Raw genomic sequence first — 21280 nt, 5'->3', positions numbered from 1 at the left:
TCATTGTGCCGCCGGAGATGAGCGTTCCGCGGAACGCTCACCCCGCAACCGCGGAACGCGCCCGAGGGAACTCGACATGTCCAGATCGATCCGGACCGTCACCGGCGAGGCGCCGAATGCACGAACATTCATGGCGTTCAACCAGCGGAGCGGCCGCAGACCGCAGAACTCACGTTGACGCGCGGACGGATCATCGCCGACGAGCACGATGGCCACACCTTCGATCCAGACGAACCGTAGCCCGATCCGAAGCCGGACCCGCACATCGGGATTCGCCCGTATGTTGGCGACATACCCGGCGCGAAGACCGTGTTCGGCAACAAGCCAGAACGTGTCACCCACCCGCCCATTGCCCACCGGTACCGTGCGGGTCCGACCGGTCCGCCGGCCTGTCGTCTCGATCAGCGCGAAGCCGAACGGGACGAACCCGATCCGAAACATCGCCCGCACCACAGGGTTCACGCCCCAGCGTTGGACGATCATCACCGCCCGGCGCTTCATCACAGGCGCGGCGACGGTCACGGCCACATTGGCCGCCATCACGCCCGTGATGATCCATGGCTGGATCGGGGACGACGGCGCCGTCGGATCGACAACCCAGAGCGCCCATCCAAGGCCCACCACGACCACCGCACCGGAACCGACCCATCTGACCGCGTCTACCATACGGCTGTATGGTTCCATACGGACGTATGGTTGTCCAGTGACCTCACCCCGACGACGCGCACCGCTGACCGCATCCGACCTCGACAATGCCGTGCTCGCGGTGGCCGCCGAGCACGGACTGACCAACGCCACGATCCGGAACGTGGCAGCCCACCTCGGCGTGTCCATCGGCGCAGTGCAGCATCACTTTCCGACGAAGGATGCGCTCTACATCTCGGCATTTACAGCGCTTGTCGATCGCGTTACCCAACGAATCGACGCGGTCGGCCACGCCGATGACGGGGCGCTGGAAGACGTGCTGATGGAGCTTCTCCCGATCGATTCCCGACGGCGGGCAGAGGCTCAGGTGATGATCGAGTTCTCAGCCCTCGCAACCAGAGCCGAGAGTCTGGCCGCCATCCAGGAAAGAACCCTGGCCCGCATCCGCGCGGCCCTGTGTGATGCCCTGAGCGCACGCGGAGTCGACGCACCCGGCGTCCGCGCCACCGCACTCCTCGCCATGGTCGATGGGCTCGCTCTACACGCTTCGAGCACGACCGGTGCCTATCCTCAGGAGGCTCTGGATTCGGTACTCCGGCACCAACTCACGCTCATCCTCGATTGACGGCGTGATCCTCGGTGTCGGCCTGTTCTTGGCTCGCGGCCCAGAACTCCACACCTTCGAAGTCGAGATCGCGCTGTCCGACCACCGGATGACGTAGACATTGCGCCGCCGCGAGGGAATCGGACGTCCTGGGAGCCCACCTCCTCGGCATGGCGGTAGACGATCCGCGTTGTGTTCGCGGGTCTGCTAGCACAGGCGAATAGAGAGCCCACGCAAGCCGATTCATCGCGTCGATGCCGCGCCGGCAGTTTCACACCGTGCCCGCGCACCCGCGATCGCGTCGACCACTCGCCTGATCTGTAGCAGGGTGCTACAGTGGCGTTGCACCCTGCTACAGATGGGCTTTCCATGACCAGAGCCGCAGACAAGGTCACCCGTGTCGATGCCGACCTCGTCGACAGCGCGATCGCCGAAGGCCGTCGCCAACAGCGAACCGGCCGTCAGCAACTCGAGTACTGGGCGCGCGTCGGACGAGCACTGACCACCCACGAGTCCGCGTCCGTGAAACGTGTGCAGGACGCTTTGGCGGGCACCGTGCCGACCACCGAACTCTCCCCCGACGAGGGCCGCGCATTCAACGCCCAGATCCGGGCCCGGGTGAGCGAAGAGCTCGCCTCGGCGGACTACCGCCGAGAGCTCACGGCGCGGGGCGTCACCACCGTGTCCATCGATGAGGACGGCCGCATCGTCGAATATCGTTCGGACGGAACGACTCACGTACTCGACGCCGGGTGAGACGCCTGGATCTGGTGATCGGCCCGAACGGCGCGGGCAAGTCGACGTTCGTCGAGTTGACACTCGCCCAGCTGCTGCCGACGAGCGTCTTCGTCAACGCGGACCTGATCGCACGGCAGCGCTGGCCCGACGAACCCGAGGCACGCTCCTATGACGCCGCACGAATTGCCGCGGACACACGCGACCGACTGATCGCCGGTGGGCGTTCGTTCATCGCCGAGACCGTCTTCTCGCACGAATCCAAACTCGCGCTGATCGAGCGCGCGCACGAGGCCGGGTACTTCGTCGTGGTGCACGTCCTCCTCGTACCCGAATCCCTTGCCGTCTTGCGCGTCGGTCACCGACAGGCGGCAGGCGGGCATTCGGTACCCGAACAGAAGATCCGTGCCCGCTACCGGCGACTGTGGCCACTGGCGGCCCGGGCAGTCGGTCACGCGGACGAGGCGACGATCTACGAGACCGCAACCGGTCCGGCGCCCACGATCGTCGCGGAGTTCACCGCGGGAGTGCTCGCCGGTGCCACCAGATGGCCGGACTGGGCACCGACCGAACTGCGGAACCCGGGCTGAGTGCGGTCATCGGGTGACGAGCCGGGTCGCTACCCGATCCCGACCAACCGCTCCGACGCCTGCCACAGCCCGTCGATGAGTTCTTGTCTGTGCGCCTGCGGGTTCTGCGGGCCGTTGGCCTTGTGACGGCTGAAGTACACCCCGTTGATCTCCGGATCGGCGCCACGGTTCGCCAGTTCGATCAGCGGTTCGGCCCCCTTCTCCGGCGTGATGGTCGCGACCTTCTTGAGCGGCGTCCGGTAGAGCAGTCCCACGAAGAACGAATCCCGCCCGAAGCTGGTCGCGACCGGACCGGGATGCACCGCGACGGAGACGATGCCGTCACCCTTCCATCGATCCGCGATGCCGCGGGTGAAGAGGATGTTCTCCAGCTTGCTCGTTCCGTAGCAGCGCATCTCGAGCGCCCGGCGCCGCTGGAAATCCAGATCATCCAGGTCCACCTTGCCCGCGAGGTTGCCGATGCTGGCGGTGTTCACCACCAGCGCCCCACCATCCGCGGCGAGCTTGTCGTGCAGCAGATTCGTGAGCAGGAAGCCGCCGAGATGGTTGATCTGGAAGTTCGGTTCATGCCCATCGGCGGTTCGCTTCTTCGGGTCGAAGGTGCCGCCGGCATTGTTGAGCAGCACGTCGATCGTGCCCACCCGCCCCCGGATCTCCTCGGCGAGACGCCGGACGTCGTCGAGCTTCGCGAAGTCGGCAGTCAGTGCGGTGGCGCCGGTCTCGGCGGCAACGGCCTCGGTCTTCTCGACCGAACGCCCAACGATGACGAGGTCGACGTCGGGCCCGGCGAGTTCGCGCGCGGCGACAGCTCCGATCCCGTCACTGGCTCCGGTGATCACGATGGTCCGTTGGTTGCTCACGAGTTGAGTCCTTCGATCGAGTTGCCGATGACCACGTCGACGATACGTTGCGCTCGAACGGAGTTGGCATATGCACCATACATATGTAGGGTACATAACCCAAGGAGGGTGCACACTTATGACCACTACGCCCACGGGCAACGCCCCGGCCACGAACGACACCGTGCCGGTGGACAGCGAACTGACCGACGACAATCACGCCGGTGCCGCCATGGCGGTGGTCGCCGTACTGTGTTTCGGCGGTCTCGTCGCCGCGCTCATGCAGACGCTGATCATCCCGATTCAGCCGGAACTCCCGCGGCTGCTCGACACGAACATCTCGAACGCATCGTGGGTCGTCACCGCGACGCTGCTCGCCGCGGCGGTCGCCATGCCGATCGCAGGTCGCCTCGGCGACATCTTCGGCAAGAAGCGCATCATCCTCGCGAGTGCCGTCCTGCTGATCGTCGGCTCGCTGGTGTGCGCCCTGAGTTCCGGGTTGATCCCGATGATCGTCGGACGGGCCGTCCAGGGTCTCGCCATGGGGTTCATCCCACTGGGCATCAGCCTCATGCGCGAGGTGACGCCGCCGCGCCTGACATCGATGGCGGTCTCCGCGATGAGCGCCACCATGGGCGTCGGCGGCGGCGTCGGGTTGCCGCTGGCCGCCTGGGTGGCGCAGCAATGGGATTGGCACGCACTGTTCTGGGTGTCTGCCGGACTCGCCACTGTGGTCACCGTTCTCGTCGCGTTCCTGGTGCCTCATGTCGAGGACGGAACCGGCGGTGGACATTTCGACATCGCCGGAGCCATCGGTCTGACGATCGGTCTGTGCGGTGTGTTGATTGCCGTCTCCAAGGGCAACGACTGGGGCTGGGGCTCCGGCACCACCCTCGGCTTGATGTTCGGCGGGCTCGCGGTGCTGATCATCTGGGGCGTGTTCGAGCTGCGCCACTCCGATCCCCTGGTCGATCTGCGCACCACGGCCCGCCCCGCGGTGTTGCTCACCAACATCGCGGCCATCGCGATCGGCTTCGGCATGATGGCGCAGGCCATCGTGGTGCCCCAGCTGCTCGAGATCCCGGAGGCCATGGGTGGCCTGGGACAGACACTGCTCGCTGCCGGCCTCTGGATGGCGCCGGGCGGCCTGATGATGTTGGTGTTCGCGCCCGTCTCCGGCACGCTCATCAACCGGATCGGTTCCAAGTTCACCCTGGCGATCGGGGCCACCGTCCTCGGCCTGGGCTACCTCGCCGCCTTCTTGCTGATGAACGCCCCGTGGCAGCTGGCCCTCGCGTCGGTGATCTGCTCCGCGGGCGTCGGTATCGGCTACGCCGCGATGCCGACCCTGATCATGGGTGCGGTGCCGATGACCGAGGCAGGCGCAGCGGTCGGACTCAACGGCCTGATGCGTTCCGTCGGTACCACAAGCGCGTCGGCCGTGATGGCATTGGTGCTCACCAGCTCGACGGTCGCCTATGGGCCCGCGCACGTGCCGAGCCACACGGCGTTCCGGTGGTGCTTCCTGATCGGCGCCATCGCGGCGTTCGTCGGGGTCGCGATCACGTTGTTCATCCCGATCAAGCATCGCCGTGCCACGGCAGGTGGCGGCGAGAAGACCCCACCGGCCACACCGGCGAACACCGCACCGGCAGCGCCGGAAGCGGTCGATGCGCCCGCCACGGACGGCGCTCGTCATCGAGCCACCTTCGCCGATGACGACCGGTCACACGACGGGCGGCCACGTATCACCGGGCACGTCATCGCCGACGACGGCGCGCCCCTCGACACCGCCGCGATCACCGTCACCGACACCCGCGGCCACCAGGCCGGCACGAGCGCGGTGCATGCCGACGGCGCCTACACCGTTCACGGCATCGCCGACGGCACGTACACCCTCATCGCCACCGCGCCGGGCCGCTCCCCCAAGGCCATGACGGTCTCCGTGGTCGGTGACACGGTCTTCCGCCGCGACTTCACCCTGGTCGGCGGCTCCGTTCTGCGAGGACGAGTGCGCGACGGCCAACACCCGGTGTCGGCCAACCTCGTCGTCACCGATCAGTCCGGTGCCGTGGTGAAACAGGCCCACGCCGATTCCGACGGGTACTTCACGATCAGCGGGCTGTCGGCGGGCGACACCGTCGCGGTGACCGCATCGGCACCGGGCTACCAGCCGGCCAGTCAACTGGTCACCGTCGACGGCGCCGGACGGACCACGGAACCTGTCGAGATCCTGCTGATCGCCACCAGCGGCATGCAGGGTTCGGTCCGGACGATCGACGGTTCCCCCCTCGAGGGCGCGACCGTCTCGGCGATCGGCCCCGATCAGACGATCGTCGCGTCGGTGACCACCGACGCCGAGGGCCGCTATCGTATGGAAGGACTCACCGAAGGCCTGTTCACGGTGGTGGCGAGTATGTACGAGCCCGCCGCGATCCAGGTCAATGTGGTTGCCGGGCAACGAAACACCGTCGACATCGGGTTGGGCTTCGGTAAGGATCGGGCCTTGCCGTGACGGCCGGGGGGCACCACTCGTTCGCTGGTGCCCCGGCAGACTATCCGGAGGGTCTGCGGGCGAGTACGAGCATGCGCTCTTCGATGGTCGCCCGCACCGGGCTGATGTCGGCGGTGATCCCCGACTCGCTCAGCACCGTGCGGATCGTCGTCGGATCGGTGTCGGGCACGCGAATCGATCGCCCTGCGAGGATCACCGGGATGTCTGCATCGTTGAGAGTTGCGAACGCCTGTGCCCAATCGTCGGTCCGGACGGCGAAAGCGCGAGTGTCGCCGACGATGTCGACTTCGCTGCCCTCCCCCACGAGCGCGCCACTCGCCATGAGCAGCAACCGATCACACTGCTGAGCCTCTTCCATGTAATGGGTGGTCACCAACACACCCACACCCGAGTCGGCCTGTTCGCGGATGGTGTCCCACAACCGTGCCCGCGAGAGCGCATCGACCCCCGAAGTCGGCTCGTCGAGGACGAGCACCGTGGGCTGATGGGCCAGCGCGACCACGAAGGCCGTCTGGCGTTGTGCACCGAGCGCCAACTCGCCGACGAGAGTGTCGCCGACGGCGACGAGTTGCTCCGGAAGATCAGGCACCGGCGCTCCGTATGCCTCGGCGCTGAATGACAAGTTCTGCCGCACGGTCAGATCGCGGTAGAGGCCGAGATTCTGTGGAACATAACCGAGGTGGGCCCGACGAGCGCGGTTCGGTGCGCCACCGAGCAATTCGACGCTCCCCTCGGAGGTACGGAGCAGACCCAGCAGCATGCGGATCAGGGTGGTCTTGCCTGCGCCGTTCGCACCCAGCAGCCCGACGACCTCACCCGGCTCGACAGACATGGACACATCGTCGACGGCCGTGAAGTCGCCGAAACGACGGGTCACCGCGCGGGCACGGATCACGTTCTGGGTCATCGGGCACCGACCGTGGAGTTCGCCTCGGACTCACGCTGAAGCGACAGCGCGATCACGATGTCCTCGAGGTCGGGCCGTCGGCGGTCCAGGTCGGGGCCGGCGTCTCCGTCGGGCCAGTACTCGTGCCGGGTGCGCCCCCGTCGCCACGACCAATGGGGACGCACCGGCGTCTCGGAAACGGTGATGGTGCCACGGAAACCGGCCTGCACCTCGTCGTATGAACCGCTCACGAGCGGGCGACCGTCGTCCAGCACGACGAGGTACCCCGCCCGCTCGGCCTCGTCGAGATACGTCGTCGACATCAGCACCGCGGCGCCGGCTGCGGCCGCCTCGGACACCATGCGCCACAGGTCGATCCGACTCACCGGATCGACTCCGGTACTCGGCTCGTCGAGGAGCAGCAGCTGCGGTCGATGCAGCATCGCCATCGCCACCCCGAGCTTGCGCCGCATCCCACCGGACAAGGCACTCGCCGGTCGGTCGGCGGCGACCTTCAATCCGGCGCGTCCGATCAACTCCTCCCGCCTGCGGCGCAGCTCCTGTCCGGCAAGACCATAGGCCTCCCCGACGAAATCCAGGTTCTGCCGGACGGTGAGCGCGGCCCAGCTCCCGGGCCCGGCCGACAGGAATCCGATTGCGTGTTTGCCCGGAGCGGTCACGGTTCCCGAATCGGGCGCGACCTCCCGCGCGAACGTGCGCAACAGCGTCGACTTCCCCGCGCCGTCACCACCGACGAGAGCGACCACCTGGCCGGCCGGTACATCGACGCTCACGTCCTCGAGTGCTGTGACGCCACCGAAACGCACGGTCACCGACCGCGCGGAGGCGATCATGCGGGTTCCGCCGTCGTCGCCTCGGTCTCCGACCCGTCGGACACAGTGGGTGCGAGATCACGGCGGAACCGCATGGTGGCACCGGTGAACACGACAACCGCCATCACGGTCAAGATCACCAACGGCACCCACAATGACGAGATCGGCGCATCGCGCAGCATCACTCCCTGCGAGATCATCGTGAAGTAGGTCAACGGCAGCAGGTAACCGATCCATCGCACCCCCGCAGCCATGGCGTCGAGCGGGAAGATCATGCCCGACAACAGGATCTGGGGCATGAGGAACATGAACGCCGTTTGGATGGCCTGTCCGGTCGTCTGTGAGATCGTCGAGATCAGCACCCCGAGACCGAGCACCACGAACAAGAAGATCGCCGCGCCGAGCGCGAAGACCAGCACATTGCCGTTGAACGGCACCCCGAACAACAGCATGCCGAGCGTCGTGACCACGATCATGTCGATGGCGGCGAGGACGAAATACGGCACGATCTTGCCGAGGATCACCTGACTGGGCGCGATGGGCATGACGGCCAGTTGCTCCAGGGTTCCCGCCTCACGTTCGCGGACGAGTCCGATGCTGGTGATGATGGTTCCGATGAACGTCAGGATCAGGCCGATGATCGCCGGGACCATCACCCACGACGTCTTCAGATCAGGGTTGAACAGCACATCCGTGCGAACCGCATTGCCCATCTTGTTCAAGATCGAGACGGTCGACTGGGCGGCGAACAGATTCGATCCGTCGACGAGTGCCGAGGCCTGTGCGCCCGGGGCCCCGGTCACGAACGCCACATCGACCTTGTTCTCCCGCAACAGATCACGAGCCTGATCCGCGCCGTCCGCGACCTCGGTGACGGTGACGTCGAAGTAATCCGGCAACGCCGCGGCGACTTGCTGCGCCGACGGCCCCACGACCGCCGCCGGAACCGACGACACGTAAAAGTTTGCCGCATAACCGAAGATGATCAACAGCAACAGAGGTAGCACGATCAACATGGCCAGAGTGCGCCGATCGCGCCGAAGTTCGCGGAACTCCTTGATGATCATGGCTCGCATGTGTCGATGCTAGATCTCTGGAGCCGCGGTCGACGTGAGATTGCCTGACGCGGGCTCTGGCCGCAGTATCGTGTTCCGGCTTGGAGCTGAACCTGCGGCCAGAATCCGAATCTGCAGCCAGAGTTTCAGCGAATCACCCGTGGTGACCGTCAGGACCCGAGCCCGGTGAACGCGAAGACAACGTCCACCGCGATGTCGACGATCCGCTCCGGGCCGACGGCGAAGTGCCCGTCGGTGTACTCGAGATACATCGCCACCAATGCACCCGACAACGCTGTCGAACGGACCGCCCAGTCACCGTCCTCGTCGACATCCGCGGCGTCGAGCCCCGTGTCCGGAGCGAGCATCGGCACGATCGCACGGGTGAACATCGGGATCCGCGACGCGCTGTGAGCGCGCAGGACATCGTCGGCGAGCGGCTCACGCAACAGGATCCGCGCTCGTCGCGGGTCTTCCTGGAAGAAGTCGCGCAACACCTCGAAGGCCGACCGCACCACATCGCGGAGACCTCGGCTGATGTCCACCGCGGTGAGCCGATCGAGCAAGTCGGCCTCCACGCGGTCATAGACCGCCACCAGCAGGGTCTCCCGCGAATCGAAACTCTCGTAGAAGTACCGCGGGCTGATCCCGGCCTCACGTACCACGGCACGCATCGTCACGGCGGCGGCGCCACCGGTCCCCAACAGGTCCGCGGCAGCCGCCAACAGGAGCTCACGACGATCAGACGAACGATCGTGCAGCGTTCGGCCGCCCCACACCTTCGACGAGTTCATGGAGTCGATCTTGCACCACGCGACGCAGGGCGCAAGGGTCGGCAACCCGTCCCCCGGCAAGGTTGACATCACCTGATTCCAGATGAATCATGTGATTCACGCAGGCGCGTGTTCACCGTCCGACACACGCCACACAACGGTGAATCAGGAGGCAACGGGATGTTCAACGAGGAAGAATTCCAGGAAGCGCTCGCCAGGCCGCGGCTGTCCAAACCGGTACCCGAGTACCTCGAGTCCAATCGCGCCGTTCCCATCCGGGCAATCCCGGAGGAGGAACTCCAGGCGACGACGCGCGAGTGGTTCGAGACCTTCGCCAAGAAGCTCGACTATCTCAGCAACGCGCACGGCACCGACTTCTCGTGGGTGATGACATGGGCCAAGAAGTACTGGTGGAGCTTCCTCGTCCGTGACATGAGCGTCAACGAGGAGCTGTACGCGCCGGACATCAAGTACACCGACGTGACAACCTTCGGCCGAACCATCGTGGGTATCGACGACTTCGTGACGTACAACTTCGCCTTCTTCGACGCCATCCCGGACTGGCGCTACGACCCTCTCCCCGACCAGGTCTACATCGACGTCACGCCGGAGGGGACCGTGCGAACGGTGATCCGGTACATGGGCAGTGGTCACTGGACCGGCCCGTTGCGACTGCATCCCTACGACGAGACAGCACCGACGATCTACGGCAACGGACGGTTCATCCAGGCCCCCGCGGTCGACCGCTACCACTTCAACGCCGAGGGACTGATGGAGGAGGGCGAGACCCTGTACGACTTCCTCGACGGCGTCCAGCGCGCGGGCATCCTCCCGCGCGACGACAGCTGGCAGTTCCGCACCCTCATGGCCGCCTCCAAGGTGCCGGCCATCACCCGACGAATGGGTCAGCGCCTCCGCCGCTGACCACGACGACCCATCGGCCGCTCCGGCCACCTCATGTCCGGGCCGCGACGGCGCCCGGCGGGGCTCATCGGAACTGGCCACGGCGACCGACGCCGCGACTGTGCCCCACCATCTCGACGACGAGGATGCGATGCCCGACCCAATTCGTGAACCCGACCATCAAACGGTGATCATCGGCGCCGGATTCGGAGGGATCGCACTCGGCGTATTCCTGCGCGACGCGGGCATCACCGACTTCGTCATCCTCGAACGTGCCGACGAACTCGGCGGCACGTGGCGCGACAACACCTACCCGGGGTGTGCCTGCGACGTACCGTCGCACCTCTACAGCTATTCGTTCGCCCCGAACCCCGACTGGTCCCGGACGTATGGTCAGCAGCCCGAGATCCTCGATTACCTCCGGACCGTCGCCACACGGCACAAGGTGACCGACCACATCACCTACGGCACGGAACTGCTCCACGCGAAGTGGGACGAGGACGGACGTCACTGGGAGATCGAGACCAACCGCGGAACGATCACCACGCGCTTCCTGATCACCGCTGCGGGGTGTACGGCGAGGCCAGGTATCCCGACATCCCCGGGCGAGACAGTTTTGCCGGTCCGGCCTTCCATTCTCTGCACTGGGATCACGGGTTCGACCCCGCGGGTCGACGCGTCGCCGTCATCGGCACCGGGGCCTCGGCGGTGCAGTTCATCCCCGAACTACAGCCGGAGGTCGACCGCCTGGTGGTGTTCCAACGGTCCGCACCATGGATCGTCCCGCGGATGGACCGGAAGACGACCGAGCAGGAGCGCTCACTGCTCCGTCGGATTCCACTGCTGGGCAAACTGTTCCGCGGCGCCTACTACCTCGGCATCGAGAGTTTCGGCCTGGTCAGTTTCGTCAACAACCGATTCCGCTATCCGTTCGAGGCACTGGGTCGGTTCCAACTGCGGCGTCAGGTCCGTGACCGGGGCCTACGGGCCCGCCTGACACCGGATTACATCATCGGCTGCAAACGCGCGATCTTCTCCGACGACTACCTGCCCGCACTCACACGAGACAACGTCGACGTGGTGACGACGGGCATCGCAAAGATCACCCCCACGGGTGTCGAGACGACCGACGGGACCCGCTACCCGGTCGATGCAATCGTGTACGGCACCGGATTCACCGTTCCGCCTGCCGTGTTCGAACGGGTCATAGGAATCGACGGACGCCCGTACACCGACGTGTACACGGAGAGCCCCCGCAGCTATCTCGGCACTGCGACCGCCGGGTATCCGAACTTCTTCACCACCCTCGGGGCGTTCGGCGCGGTCGGGAATCAGTCGGCGATCTACATGATCGAGGCCCAGTGCCGTTACATCGTCGACGCGCTCGGCCGAATCCGCAACGACGGCGCCACTCGCGTCGAGGTGCGGCCGTCGATCCAGGAAGCGTTCGTCGACGAGATGAATCGTCGGAGCGACGAGACGGTCTGGCTCACCGGTGGTTGCGCCACCAGCTACTACCACACCGCCGACGGCAAGAACGCCGGCCTGTATCCCGGATGGAGCTTCGAATATGCGCGCCGCACCAAGCGCTTCGACATCGAGTCATTCGAGACCGAACATCCCCGCGATCCGATGGCGGTGAGGTCCTGATGCGGCTCGATGTCACCGGCCGGGTGGTCGTCGTCACCGGCGCGGGCAAGGGAATAGGTTTCGCGGTCGCAGAACAGTTGCAGCACCGCGGTGCGCGTCTCGCGTTGATCGATGTCGACCGCGACCAGGTGGAAGCGGCCGCTCGGCGACTCGGCGACACGACATTCGCCTGCACCGCGGATGTGCGCGACCGCGCCGCGATGCGGGACGCGATGACCGCTGTCATCGCACATTTCGGTTCCATCGACGTGGTCGTCGCCAATGCGGGTGTCACGCCCCCACCTGCCACCGTGCGGGCGATGGAGGATGCCGACTTCGATCGGGTGATCGGGGTGAACCTGTTCGGGGTATACAACACGGTTCGGCCCGCATTGGACCAGATCATCGCCAACAAGGGCCACGTCGTCATCGTCTCGTCGGGCGCCGCCTTTTCGCCCGGGGCCGGCGGCTCGCCGTACATGATCAGCAAGTCCGCCGTCGGACAGTTGGGTCGCGCACTGCGCCTCGAGTTGGCTCCGCACGGAGCGACTTCCGGCACCGTGCATTTCGGGATCGTCGACACCGACATGACCCACGAGATGCTCGACGCCGACGAACTCGGCCAAGAGATCGGTGCGATGCTGCCCTGGCCGTTACGACGTCGGATCTCCGCGGAGACCGCCGCCGAGACGATCGTCGACAACGTGACGTCACGGGCGGCGGACTCGTTCGCGCCGTTCGGTTGGCGACAACTGAAATGGGTTCACGGAATGCTCAACCCCGTCATGGACCGGTTTCTCGCCAGGTCCGCAACCATGCAGCGTCTGATCCTCTCCGTCGACGATCCGCGACATCGATGACATCCATCTCACGAGCGAATGAACGGCCCCCGACGTGACCAGGGTCATCTACTCCGGCCCTCGGAGCACCCAGGCGGTGGTGACGAATCGGATCGTGCGCTATCTCGTCCGGCCGACCCTCCGCCGTGTTCCGATCACACCAGCGGCCCTCGCGGCGGGTCAGATGGTGGATCTGAGCGCGCGGATTCTCCGCCCGCGCAAATCTATTCGATCCACCCCGGTGAGAATCGGCCATCTTCGCGGACTCGAGACGCCCGCGCCGGACGCACAGGCCGCGGGCCGCGGTCTCGTGCTGTACTTCCACGGAGGCGGATTCGTCGCGGGTGGATTGCACACCCACCGTCGCATTGCTGCAACGCTTTCCACCACGACCAACCTCCCTGTCGTCTAGGTCGGTTATCGACGCGTTCCCGGCGTCGGCATCATCGACGCGGTGCAGGACTGCATCCTCGCCTATCGGTGGGCGCTACGACGCGGTCACGAACCCCACACCATTGCAGTCGCCGGTGATTCCGCCGGTGGGTTTCTCGCGATGTCGGTGGCCCTTGCCTGCCGCGAGATGGGCCTCCCGATGCCGGGCGCCGTGGTGGGCATCAGCCCGTGGCTGGAACTCGACGTGACGGACAAACTCGCGCACCAGAACTCGAACACGGAGCGACTCCTGCCCGTCACGGCCTTCGCGACCATCTGCCGACTGGGTGGAGTGCACGACGCCCCGGTACCAACGGTCGCCGATCTGTCACACGATGAGCTTCGCGCGCTACCGCCGACATTGTTGACAGCGTGCGACGACGAGTTCCTCCGGCTCGACTCCGAACAGCTCGCCGATCGGTTGTCGACGACGGGCGTGGAGCACGAGTTGCACTTATGGCAGGACATGATCCACGCATTTCCGGCGGTCATCCCCAGCAGCCCCGAGGGCAGGCAAGCTATCGGGAGCGTAGCGGATTTCATCTCGAAAAATACAGCAGCCAAGAGGTTTTCGAACCCTCATCGCTCTTCTCGACGCCATTCTGCGTGAAGCGCGAGGTGCCTGTCATGCTGCGCCCCGCGGTTGTCGCGGTTGTCGGAGCCCCATCATGTGCCGGCCGATCTCGGAAAGTTCGGCGGTCAGCGACTGCTCGTCAGTCTCCGCTGGGGCACCCGTCGCTGCCCCAGCGAGTCCGGTCATGAGCGCGGTGGCCTTGATGACTCCGCGGGGACCATCGTCGAGCTGCGTGAGCAGCTTCAATTGTCGGGCGATGAGGCTGCCCCACGTCGGTTGGTGTTGTAGCACTCGGTGGACGCTCGGATCGAAGACCAAGACTGCTGCGAGCGACCGGTTCCTGGCGACCGCGACTGCATATCCCTCCACCATGGCGTTCATCTGCATACGGGGAGTACGGCGCTTTTCCGCCTCCTCGACGAATTGACGTATCTGGTACAGCATCGGTTCCACCAACCCGATCAGTAATTGATCTCGGGTGCGAAAGTGGTAGTAGATGGCCGCCTTCGTGACGCCGAGGTCGTCGGCGATCATCTGGAGCGAAGTGCCGGCGAATCCGTGTCGGGCTATGAGGGCCAAGGCGACGTCAAGCAGCCTCTGCCGCGCGTCGGCGGGATGGCTGACATCTGGGACATCGACTGCGCTCACACTACGCATCCTAACGTCGGGTGCGCTCCGTACTAGCCGATCGGCTAGCGTCCAGTCGGGCAGTGCGGAGGTGTGATGCTTGACACAACCAGCGCGCCAACTTTACATTCGACAAGTTCGCGACTTTACGTTCGGCAAGTTGCTCCCCTCAACCCCGATCCCGTCATTTCACTGGACTGCACCCAGGAGCCCTAATGTCCAAACAGGTTTCACATCACAGCGGCTACGGTCGCCAACTCGGTCGCGCAAGTGCGCTGGCCGCGGCGGTCGGAATCGGAGTGGTTGTTGCCGCGTCGCCAGGCGTGGCAAGCGCCGACACTGGCGATTCATCCTCGGTATCGAGTTCGGCCACCGCCTCCGGGGGTAGCTCGGGAGCGTCCACGGACTCGACCGCAGGTGAAGGACAGGGAACACAGTCCGACACTCAGTCGACAACAGACGGCAGTGACTCCACGTCAACCGACACCACGGACCAGACGTCGTCGAGCACCGAGTCTGCCTCCACTGAGACCGACACGGACGATCCGCAGGCACCCACTTCCCCGGAACCGCCCGTCGCCGATGCGCCGGATGAGACAAGCGGACAGGATGGACTCTCATCCGACGGTGCACCGGCCACCGGTGAAGTGACCGAAGCTCAAGAAGACTATCCGCCGTCGATCTTCCCATCAGTCGACCCTCTGCAACCGGAATCGACTGCGGACGCGATCGATTCAGATCCTGACGATCCCGCCGTCACCGACGTCGGGCTGACACCGGCAACCGCCGGAAACTCGCAACCAGTGAGCGCAGTCGCCATGGAGACGGCAACCTCGCAGACACCGACTGCCGAAGGCAGGTCTGGTGACGTGATCACTGCGGCGACAGTTGATGTCGACACCGCGGGCGCGGTCGTCGGCGGGGCGGTCGTCCCAGTATTTTCTCCCGCTGTGCCGAAAGCGCAGGAAGGCGGTCTGGCGGGCTTCCTCAACGGCTTCATCACGAAAGTTCTCCGCCCCACCCCTGATCCGGAGGACCGCACGCCGAGTTCCCCGTTCATCTGGGCTCTGGTGGGCTGGACGCGACGCGAACTGTTCAACCAATCCCCGACCATCGACTACAACCCCACCGCGACGGTTCAGACCGGTCAGACGGTCACTGGCAATCTCGGTGCCACCGATCCCGAAGGCGACGCCTTGAGCTACGCGATCACCCAGGCGCCCAAGCATGGCACCGTGACGATCGACCAGGCGACGGGCACATACACCTATATCCCTGACGACATCGACTACGATGCCGCTCAAACTGATTCGTTCACCATCTCCGTCACCGATGGCAAGTTCAATTTGCTGACTCTGTTCCAACCGCACGGTGATCAGGCGAGTATCGACACCACGGTCCTCAGCCCGACCGTTGATCGCGTCATCCTCGATCTACCTGATGGGTACACGGACCCTGACACTCCACGGTTCGCAGCGGACGGAAACTCGATCTACTTCGCTGTGACGCCCCCCGGTGGGACCCGTTCGGAAATCCACCAGATCAACGTCGACGGGACGGGCCTCAAGTGCATCACCTGTGGCATCTCTCCCGAGGTCGCAACCGACATGGCCAGGGTGGTGCCCTATCAGGACGGTTCAGATCGGCTGATGATTCAGTCCGGAGGCCGCTACTTCGTTTACGAACCGACTGGAGATCAGCTGGTGCCGGTCATCTCACCGCCGGCCGCGGCAACTGTTCTCGATCCGCAGCGCGAGATGCGGATCTCGCCGGACGGCACCCATGTGTTGTTCAGCCAAGTCCAGTTCGGCGAAGCCGGACTCCTGACGGCCGTGCCTGTCGTGGGCACGTTCACCCGGACCACCAACGCGGCCACCGGGGCACCGGAATATCACATCGAAGATGCTCGGGTGGTCTACCCCGTGGGTGAGGGCAAGCAGTTCACTCCCGACGGCAAAGGCGTGATCATCATCGGCGGACAATACGAGGCCGGCAACGTCGACGACATCGTGGTCGATCTGGCCACGGGTGAGGCGACACGGCTGACGGCAAACCTCGACTACGACGAAGACACTGACCTCTCGCCCAACCAGCAGTGGATCGCGATCGGGAGTGCGCGTGGTCTCGACGCCCTGACGCCTATGACAAGGATCGTGCGGCCGGCGTTCTTGCCTTCACAAATCCAAGGAGCTGTGTACGAGGCATATGCGGGTTCCAACTACCGGAATGTGACGAACCAGGAGTGGGTGCTCTCGATCGAAGACGAACTGAAGGGAGAGAACGGTATTCCGTTGTTCGTCAGCGATGACCCGAATACCCCTGAGGACGAAGGCGACAACTACTCAGCACGCAGCATGGCCAGTTGGAACAACACTGGCGACGCGGTGGCATTCTGGGAGGCCAGCCCGACGGACAGCCGGCTCGTGATTGCCAACCTGAAGTACACGACCAGCGTGGGCCAAGTCCAGGGAGATCTCAGGACTCCAGATCCGACGTGGGCGCCCAAACTGAGCGAATACGTTCCCAGCCCGCTGCCATTACCTGCGGCCGGGACGTACGAGGGTGCGGGAGGCGGCACCGCGACGATCGAAGAGATCGCAGACCCAGCGAGCCCCGGCGCAACCCTCCGCACCGTCACTTACCACGACTACGTCAACGAGGACGGATTGATCCTGAACGGCACCGAATCAACGAGCGCGCCGGCCAGCCAGAATACGATCCGCTACCGCGCCGACATCACAGTCACAGGAGCCAAGACGGGATACCTGACCGGAGATGTCACCATCAACAAATTGACACGATCGATCACCCCGACAACCCCGGCAACCGACACGACGCCCAGCTCAATGATCACCTCCAGCCTCGATGGTGATGTCCTCGTACTGCTGGACCCGGCGAGGATCGCCGACGCTCGGGCCAGCGTGTAGGCCTCTCCCGAGGTATGTCGCTCGGACCGATGTCAGGGCACTGTCCTGAACAGACGGTCATGAACGGTGTGTGAGATTCACTGATAGAGGCACTCACCTTTCGCTTGGTGGAGGCGGTCCCGGCAATCAAAAGCGTTGGGAACGCCTCTGTTTGGCGTTGAAGCGGCATCGCTGAAACCCAGCGATCCATCTGATCGAGTCGTTCGCACCGCCCGGGCACACACCGAGACAATAATCTGATAACGTATGTAGTCAGATCCCTGGTCGAGGAGGGCACAATGGCAGTGGACGGCTCGAAGCGGGTCTCCCGCACGGAATCGGATGCCATGGACAGCAGCGTGTTCGCGAGGTCGCTGATGTCGATGGGCCGAACAATGAGCACAGCCAACGTGATCATGCAGTTGGCCAATCCCGCAGTCGGATACGGCGTTGCACGCAGCACGGTCGAGGACGGACGACTGGATCGGCACCCGATCAAACGGGCACGGACCACCGCCTCCTATCTCGCGGTCGCGACTCTGGGCTCCGCCGCTGATCGCCGTCACTTCCGTCAGGCCGTGAACCGCCAACATGCCCGAGTCCGCTCCGACGACGACAGTCCCGTCGCCTACAACGCCATGGACATCGAACTCCAGCTATGGGTGGCCGCCTGTCTCTACATGGGATGGGAAGACATCTACGAACGTGTCCACGGACCGCTACACGGCCTCCAACGAGAGACGTTCTACCAGCAGGGGAAGGTCTGTGGCACCACGCTGCAGATGCCGGCGGAGGCGTGGCCCGCCAACAGAGACACCTTCAGCCAGTACTGGGATGAGCAAACCTCGAAGCTGGCCATCAGCGATGAGGTGCGCGACTTCCTTCTCGGTATCGCTCACTTCGATTACGCTCACCCCTGGGTCGCCAAACGCTATGGACCCGTCAAATACCGACGCACCATCGGATACCTTCCCCAACCGTTCCGCGACGCCCTGCGAGTCGACTGGACCCCCGCCGACGAGGAGTGGTTCCGCAACTACATCGCCGATCTGGTCGCTCGTGAGCGCAGAACGCCTCTGTGGTTGTCGCAGTTGGGCTTCCGTCTGTTGCTCTGGGATGTCCGATTACGGCACCGCCTCGGCCGACCGCTGGTCTGAGACAACCGATCGCCGCCTTTCCAGTCGAGTGAATCGGCCTCCACCTTCTACTTGCCGCTGCAGACGGGAACACGGAGTGTTCCCCGTAGTCCCTCGCATTCATGTCGCGCAGAGCCTGCATGTCCTCGTCGCCGATCGTGACATCGATGTCGGCATTCGCGCGCATGTGCTCGGGCGTGGCGGTCTTCGGCGGGGACACCGTGGACGGACGGACGGACCTCCGCGCGTGAACGCCCTTGACCCGCCACCCGCCCGCGTTTATTGTTTGCCATACAAACACTTGATGAGGTGGGCATGACCAGCGCTAATGGCCGCGGAACGCGTGAAGCCGGCAAGGCGACACGTCGTGCGTTGCTGTCGGCGGCCACCGACATCTTCGTCGAGCAGGGTGAGACGGCATCGATCGCTCAGATCTGTCAGCGGGCCGGGGCCTACCCGAACCAGGTCACGTACTACTTCGGCTCCAAGGAGCAGCTCTTCGTCGAGGTCGCGTGCGCGGCGGTCCTGCGCGCCGGTCGGCACGCCGAAGACGCGGCCGCCGAGGCCACGACCGTGCGCGAGTACACCAACACCCTCATCAGCTCACTACTCGGACCACAGGCCCGCAACGTCGAACTCTTCACCACGGCCATGCTCCTCGTGTCGCGCCGTCCGGATCTGCGGGAGAACATCAGCGACACTCTGCGCAACCTCCACGAACGCGGGGAAGAAGCGCTGATGCGCACCCTGGTCCGCACCGGCTGGCAGTTACGCGCCGACATCGGCGTCGAGGCCAGGGCCTTCTGGTCGGCGATCTTCGGCCTCATCGTCCAGAAAGCCGCCACAGGAACCGATTTCGAGTATTCGATCGAGGATGCCGTCACCGTCGTCTTCACCAGTTTGCAGATCCCCGACGTGGTTCTCGACCGGCCGTTGGAGCGTGGGGGTGAGGGGGTCGATGGTCTCGATACGCCACGCACCACGTTCGCGGCCACTCGACCGGCGGCCGGGGCCGCCGGGACTCGACCGACAGAAGTGTTCGCGACCTCTCGTCGCCGAAAGGAAAGTTCATGACGCAGTTCGACACTCACACCAAACCGCAGCCTCATCTCACCCACACCGTGCTCAACCAGTCCGCACCCCGGCGTGACATCAACGAGTACGAGCTCAACACTGTTCTCGCCGAGGCGGTTCGACGCCACGACGGTGGATGGGCCGAGGACGAACTCCGCGACATCGGCGCGCTCGTCGGCAGTGCCGACTTCCAGCACGACGCCGCACTCGCCAACTCCGTCACGCCGGAGTTGCACACGTTCGACCGGTGGGGCAACCGGATCGACGAGGTCGAATACCACCCCGCCTATCACCGCATCATCGCCGCCTCCATCGCCCACGGCTCGCACACCCGCTGCTGGGACGACCCTCAGCCGGGCTCCCATGTGGTGCGGGCTGCCGGATTCATGCTGTTCGGCCAGATCGAGCCGGGCCATGCATGTCCGGTGTCGATGACCCACGCGGTCATCCCATCCCTCGAGCTGCAGCCCGACGTCGCCGCCCAGTGGGTGCCGAAGGCCCTGTCCCGCTCCTACTCCCCCGACTTGGCCGCCGACAAGACATCGGCGATCTTCGGGATGTCCATGACGGAGAAGCAAGGCGGCTCGGATGTCCGCGCCAACACCACCATCGCCAAGCCGGTTGCCGGCGGCGGCCCAGGCGGTGAATATCTGCTCACCGGCCACAAGTGGTTCTGCTCGGCTCCGATGTCGGACGCTTTCCTGGTCCTCGCGCAGGCGGAAGGACCAGCAGGCGAAGGGCTTTCCTGTTTCCTGCTGCCGCGAGTCCTGCCCGACGGCACCCGCAATGTCTTCCGCATCCAGCGACTGAAGAACAAGCTCGGCAACAAATCGAATGCGTCGTCGGAGATCGAACTCGACGGCACCGTCGCCGTGATGATCGGCGAGCCGGGCCGCGGTGTCCGCACCATCATCGAGATGGTCGCGCAGACCCGTCTCGACTGCGTGCTGGGCAGTGCGGCCGGCATGCGACAGTCCGTCGCCGAGGCGGTCTGGCACGCCCGCCACCGTGCGGCATTCGGCGCAACACTGGCCGATCAGCCGGCGATGGCCGCCGTGCTCGCCGATCTCGCCCTCGAGTCCGAGGCCGCCACCGTCACAGCGATCCGTCTCGCCCGCGCCCACGACGAGGACGCGAACGACCAAGAGCGCGCCTTCCGACGCCTCGCCACCGCGGTCGCCAAGTACTGGATCTGCAAGCGCGGACCGCATCACTCGTACGAGGCGTTGGAGTGCTTGGGCGGCAACGGTTATACCGAAGACTTCCCGCTCGCGATGCGGTACCGAGAGCAGCCGGTGATGGCCGTGTGGGAGGGATCGGGCAACGTGATCGCGCTCGACGTACTGAGGGCGATGACCCGTGAGCCCGAGTCGGTGGCGGCGTTCGACGCCGAGATCTCCCTGGCCCGCGGCGCCGACCGAGTTCTCGACGCCCACCTCGACGGGCTCCGCGATCACCTGGGTGAGCTGTCCCGCCTCGACGCGGCTTCGGCCCAGCGGCGAGCACGGTCCGTCGTCGAATCGATGGCTCTTGCCCTGGAAGCATCTCTGCTCGTACGGTTCTCACCGACACCGGTTGCCGACGCGTTCATCGCGGCCCGGCTGGGCGATGACCGGAACTTCGAATACGGCGCACTGCCGGATGGCGCCGACCTGTCCACGATCCTCGAGAGGCACTGAACTGCA

General features: G+C 65.1%; 19 protein-coding genes and 2 pseudogenes. 13 read left to right on the top strand and 8 right to left on the bottom strand.

Translation table 11 applies throughout. The features are described from left to right. Window positions 1-666 carry a nitroreductase/quinone reductase family protein gene (locus GTV32_RS18940; RefSeq protein ID WP_237421591.1) on the bottom strand — a complete coding sequence of 222 codons (666 nt, stop codon included), beginning with the start codon at window positions 664-666 and terminating at the stop codon, window positions 1-3. A gap of 37 nt (window positions 667-703) precedes the next feature. On the opposite strand from GTV32_RS18940, the gene GTV32_RS18935 reads away from it, so the two are divergent. The 3 genes from GTV32_RS18935 to GTV32_RS18925 all read left to right on the top strand — a co-directional run bounded on the left by GTV32_RS18935 (window position 704) and on the right by GTV32_RS18925 (window position 2574). After that, on the top strand, window positions 704-1270 hold the full coding sequence (locus GTV32_RS18935) for a TetR/AcrR family transcriptional regulator (protein ID WP_161061616.1): 567 nt from the start codon (window positions 704-706) through the stop codon (window positions 1268-1270). A 348-nt stretch (window positions 1271-1618) separates the two neighbouring features. Beyond that, window positions 1619-2005, top strand: a complete 387-nt coding sequence (locus GTV32_RS18930) for a hypothetical protein (RefSeq protein WP_161061615.1) — start codon at window positions 1619-1621, stop codon at window positions 2003-2005. Then, window positions 2002-2574 (top strand): AAA family ATPase, encoded by a 573-nt coding sequence (locus GTV32_RS18925; RefSeq protein ID WP_161061614.1) that lies wholly within the window; start codon window positions 2002-2004, stop codon window positions 2572-2574. The genes GTV32_RS18930 and GTV32_RS18925 overlap by 4 nt, the downstream gene beginning before the upstream one ends. Before the next feature lie 29 nt (window positions 2575-2603). Here GTV32_RS18925 and GTV32_RS18920 read toward each other — a convergent pair whose 3' ends face one another. Beyond that, window positions 2604-3434 carry an SDR family NAD(P)-dependent oxidoreductase gene (locus tag GTV32_RS18920; protein ID WP_161061613.1) on the bottom strand — a complete coding sequence of 277 codons (831 nt, stop codon included), beginning with the start codon at window positions 3432-3434 and terminating at the stop codon, window positions 2604-2606. A gap of 118 nt (window positions 3435-3552) precedes the next feature. On the opposite strand from GTV32_RS18920, the gene GTV32_RS18915 reads away from it, so the two are divergent. After that, window positions 3553-5928 carry an MFS transporter gene (locus tag GTV32_RS18915; RefSeq protein WP_161061612.1) on the top strand — a complete coding sequence of 792 codons (2376 nt, stop codon included), beginning with the start codon at window positions 3553-3555 and terminating at the stop codon, window positions 5926-5928. Between the two features lie 40 nt (window positions 5929-5968). On the opposite strand, the gene GTV32_RS18910 is transcribed toward GTV32_RS18915, so the two are convergent. The 4 genes from GTV32_RS18910 to GTV32_RS18895 all read right to left on the bottom strand — a co-directional run bounded on the left by GTV32_RS18910 (window position 5969) and on the right by GTV32_RS18895 (window position 9565). Continuing rightward, the gene (locus GTV32_RS18910) at window positions 5969-6835 is read right to left on the bottom strand and encodes an ABC transporter ATP-binding protein (protein WP_161061611.1); all 867 of its coding nucleotides are present in this window, start codon (window positions 6833-6835) and stop codon (window positions 5969-5971) included. Beyond that, entirely contained in the window at window positions 6832-7668 is an 837-nt protein-coding gene (locus GTV32_RS18905; protein ID WP_161061610.1) for an ABC transporter ATP-binding protein, read from the bottom strand. Before GTV32_RS18905 ends, GTV32_RS18910 begins: the two co-directional genes overlap by 4 nt. Then, complete coding sequence (locus GTV32_RS18900; protein ID WP_161061609.1) at window positions 7665-8723, bottom strand: ABC transporter permease; 1059 nt, start codon at window positions 8721-8723, stop codon at window positions 7665-7667. The genes GTV32_RS18905 and GTV32_RS18900 overlap by 4 nt, the downstream gene beginning before the upstream one ends. Before the next feature lie 149 nt (window positions 8724-8872). After that, the gene (locus GTV32_RS18895; protein ID WP_343287390.1) at window positions 8873-9565 is read right to left on the bottom strand and encodes a TetR/AcrR family transcriptional regulator; all 693 of its coding nucleotides are present in this window, start codon (window positions 9563-9565) and stop codon (window positions 8873-8875) included. A gap of 90 nt (window positions 9566-9655) precedes the next feature. On the opposite strand from GTV32_RS18895, the gene GTV32_RS18890 reads away from it, so the two are divergent. Next, window positions 9656-10399: a nuclear transport factor 2 family protein gene (locus GTV32_RS18890; RefSeq protein WP_161061608.1), complete on the top strand. Its 744-nt coding sequence runs from the start codon at window positions 9656-9658 to the stop codon at window positions 10397-10399. A 64-nt stretch (window positions 10400-10463) separates the two neighbouring features. Here the strand turns inward: GTV32_RS18890 and GTV32_RS24150 are convergent, their stop codons facing one another. Further along, on the bottom strand, window positions 10464-10721 hold the full coding sequence (locus GTV32_RS24150; protein WP_343287469.1) for a hypothetical protein: 258 nt from the start codon (window positions 10719-10721) through the stop codon (window positions 10464-10466). Between GTV32_RS24150 and GTV32_RS23640 the strand changes: the two are divergent. The 4 genes and pseudogenes from GTV32_RS23640 to GTV32_RS18870 all read left to right on the top strand — a co-directional run. Next, window positions 10611-10937, top strand: a pseudogene (locus GTV32_RS23640) (NAD(P)-binding protein); the annotation flags it as partial. The gene GTV32_RS24150 and the pseudogene GTV32_RS23640 overlap by 111 nt on opposite strands. 11 nt (window positions 10938-10948) lie before the next feature. Continuing rightward, a complete protein-coding gene (locus GTV32_RS18885; protein ID WP_343287389.1) occupies window positions 10949-12028 on the top strand; it encodes an NAD(P)/FAD-dependent oxidoreductase in 1080 nt (359 codons plus the stop codon). After that, window positions 12028-12867 carry a short-chain dehydrogenase/reductase gene (locus tag GTV32_RS18880; RefSeq protein ID WP_237421589.1) on the top strand — a complete coding sequence of 280 codons (840 nt, stop codon included), beginning with the start codon at window positions 12028-12030 and terminating at the stop codon, window positions 12865-12867. Before GTV32_RS18885 ends, GTV32_RS18880 begins: the two co-directional genes overlap by 1 nt. 163 nt (window positions 12868-13030) lie before the next feature. After that, window positions 13031-13888: pseudogene (locus GTV32_RS18870) on the top strand (alpha/beta hydrolase). A 15-nt stretch (window positions 13889-13903) separates the two neighbouring features. On the opposite strand, the gene GTV32_RS18865 reads toward GTV32_RS18870, so the two are convergent. Then, window positions 13904-14500, bottom strand: coding sequence for a TetR/AcrR family transcriptional regulator (locus GTV32_RS18865; RefSeq protein ID WP_343287388.1), 597 nt, complete (start codon window positions 14498-14500; stop codon window positions 13904-13906). Window positions 14501-15348: 848 nt separating this feature from the next. On the opposite strand from GTV32_RS18865, the gene GTV32_RS18860 reads away from it, so the two are divergent. The 4 genes from GTV32_RS18860 (at window position 15349) to GTV32_RS18845 (ending at window position 21274) form a co-directional block, all read left to right on the top strand. Then, the gene (locus GTV32_RS18860; RefSeq protein ID WP_343287387.1) at window positions 15349-17406 is read left to right on the top strand and encodes an Ig-like domain-containing protein; all 2058 of its coding nucleotides are present in this window, start codon (window positions 15349-15351) and stop codon (window positions 17404-17406) included. Between the two features lie 278 nt (window positions 17407-17684). Further along, window positions 17685-18542 carry an oxygenase MpaB family protein gene (locus GTV32_RS18855; protein WP_161061604.1) on the top strand — a complete coding sequence of 286 codons (858 nt, stop codon included), beginning with the start codon at window positions 17685-17687 and terminating at the stop codon, window positions 18540-18542. A 294-nt stretch (window positions 18543-18836) separates the two neighbouring features. Continuing rightward, complete coding sequence (locus GTV32_RS18850) at window positions 18837-19595, top strand: TetR/AcrR family transcriptional regulator C-terminal domain-containing protein (protein ID WP_161061603.1); 759 nt, start codon at window positions 18837-18839, stop codon at window positions 19593-19595. Then, window positions 19592-21274 (top strand): acyl-CoA dehydrogenase family protein, encoded by a 1683-nt coding sequence (locus GTV32_RS18845; RefSeq protein ID WP_161061602.1) that lies wholly within the window; start codon window positions 19592-19594, stop codon window positions 21272-21274. The genes GTV32_RS18850 and GTV32_RS18845 overlap by 4 nt, the downstream gene beginning before the upstream one ends. Window positions 21275-21280 lie beyond the last annotated feature (6 nt).

Source organism: Gordonia sp. SID5947 (assembly GCF_009862785.1).
GTDB lineage: Bacteria > Actinomycetota > Actinomycetes > Mycobacteriales > Mycobacteriaceae > Gordonia.
The sequence above is the reverse complement of the archived record's forward strand: the minus strand, read 5'-3'. Positions and strand labels throughout refer to the sequence as shown.

Coding starts and splice junctions, on each gene's coding strand:
- GTV32_RS18940 (WP_237421591.1), bottom strand. CDS start 666: ATGGTAGACGCGGTCAGATGGGTCGGTTCCGGTGCGGTGGTCGTGGTG.
- GTV32_RS18845 (WP_161061602.1), top strand. CDS start 19,592: ATGACGCAGTTCGACACTCACACCAAACCGCAGCCTCATCTCACCCAC.
- GTV32_RS18905 (WP_161061610.1), bottom strand. CDS start 7,668: ATGATCGCCTCCGCGCGGTCGGTGACCGTGCGTTTCGGTGGCGTCACA.
- GTV32_RS18850 (WP_161061603.1), top strand. CDS start 18,837: ATGACCAGCGCTAATGGCCGCGGAACGCGTGAAGCCGGCAAGGCGACA.
- GTV32_RS18895 (WP_343287390.1), bottom strand. CDS start 9,565: ATGTCAACCTTGCCGGGGGACGGGTTGCCGACCCTTGCGCCCTGCGTC.
- GTV32_RS18880 (WP_237421589.1), top strand. CDS start 12,028: ATGCGGCTCGATGTCACCGGCCGGGTGGTCGTCGTCACCGGCGCGGGC.
- GTV32_RS18915 (WP_161061612.1), top strand. CDS start 3,553: ATGACCACTACGCCCACGGGCAACGCCCCGGCCACGAACGACACCGTG.
- GTV32_RS18910 (WP_161061611.1), bottom strand. CDS start 6,835: ATGACCCAGAACGTGATCCGTGCCCGCGCGGTGACCCGTCGTTTCGGC.
- GTV32_RS18930 (WP_161061615.1), top strand. CDS start 1,619: ATGACCAGAGCCGCAGACAAGGTCACCCGTGTCGATGCCGACCTCGTC.
- GTV32_RS18855 (WP_161061604.1), top strand. CDS start 17,685: ATGGCAGTGGACGGCTCGAAGCGGGTCTCCCGCACGGAATCGGATGCC.
- GTV32_RS18890 (WP_161061608.1), top strand. CDS start 9,656: ATGTTCAACGAGGAAGAATTCCAGGAAGCGCTCGCCAGGCCGCGGCTG.
- GTV32_RS18900 (WP_161061609.1), bottom strand. CDS start 8,723: ATGCGAGCCATGATCATCAAGGAGTTCCGCGAACTTCGGCGCGATCGG.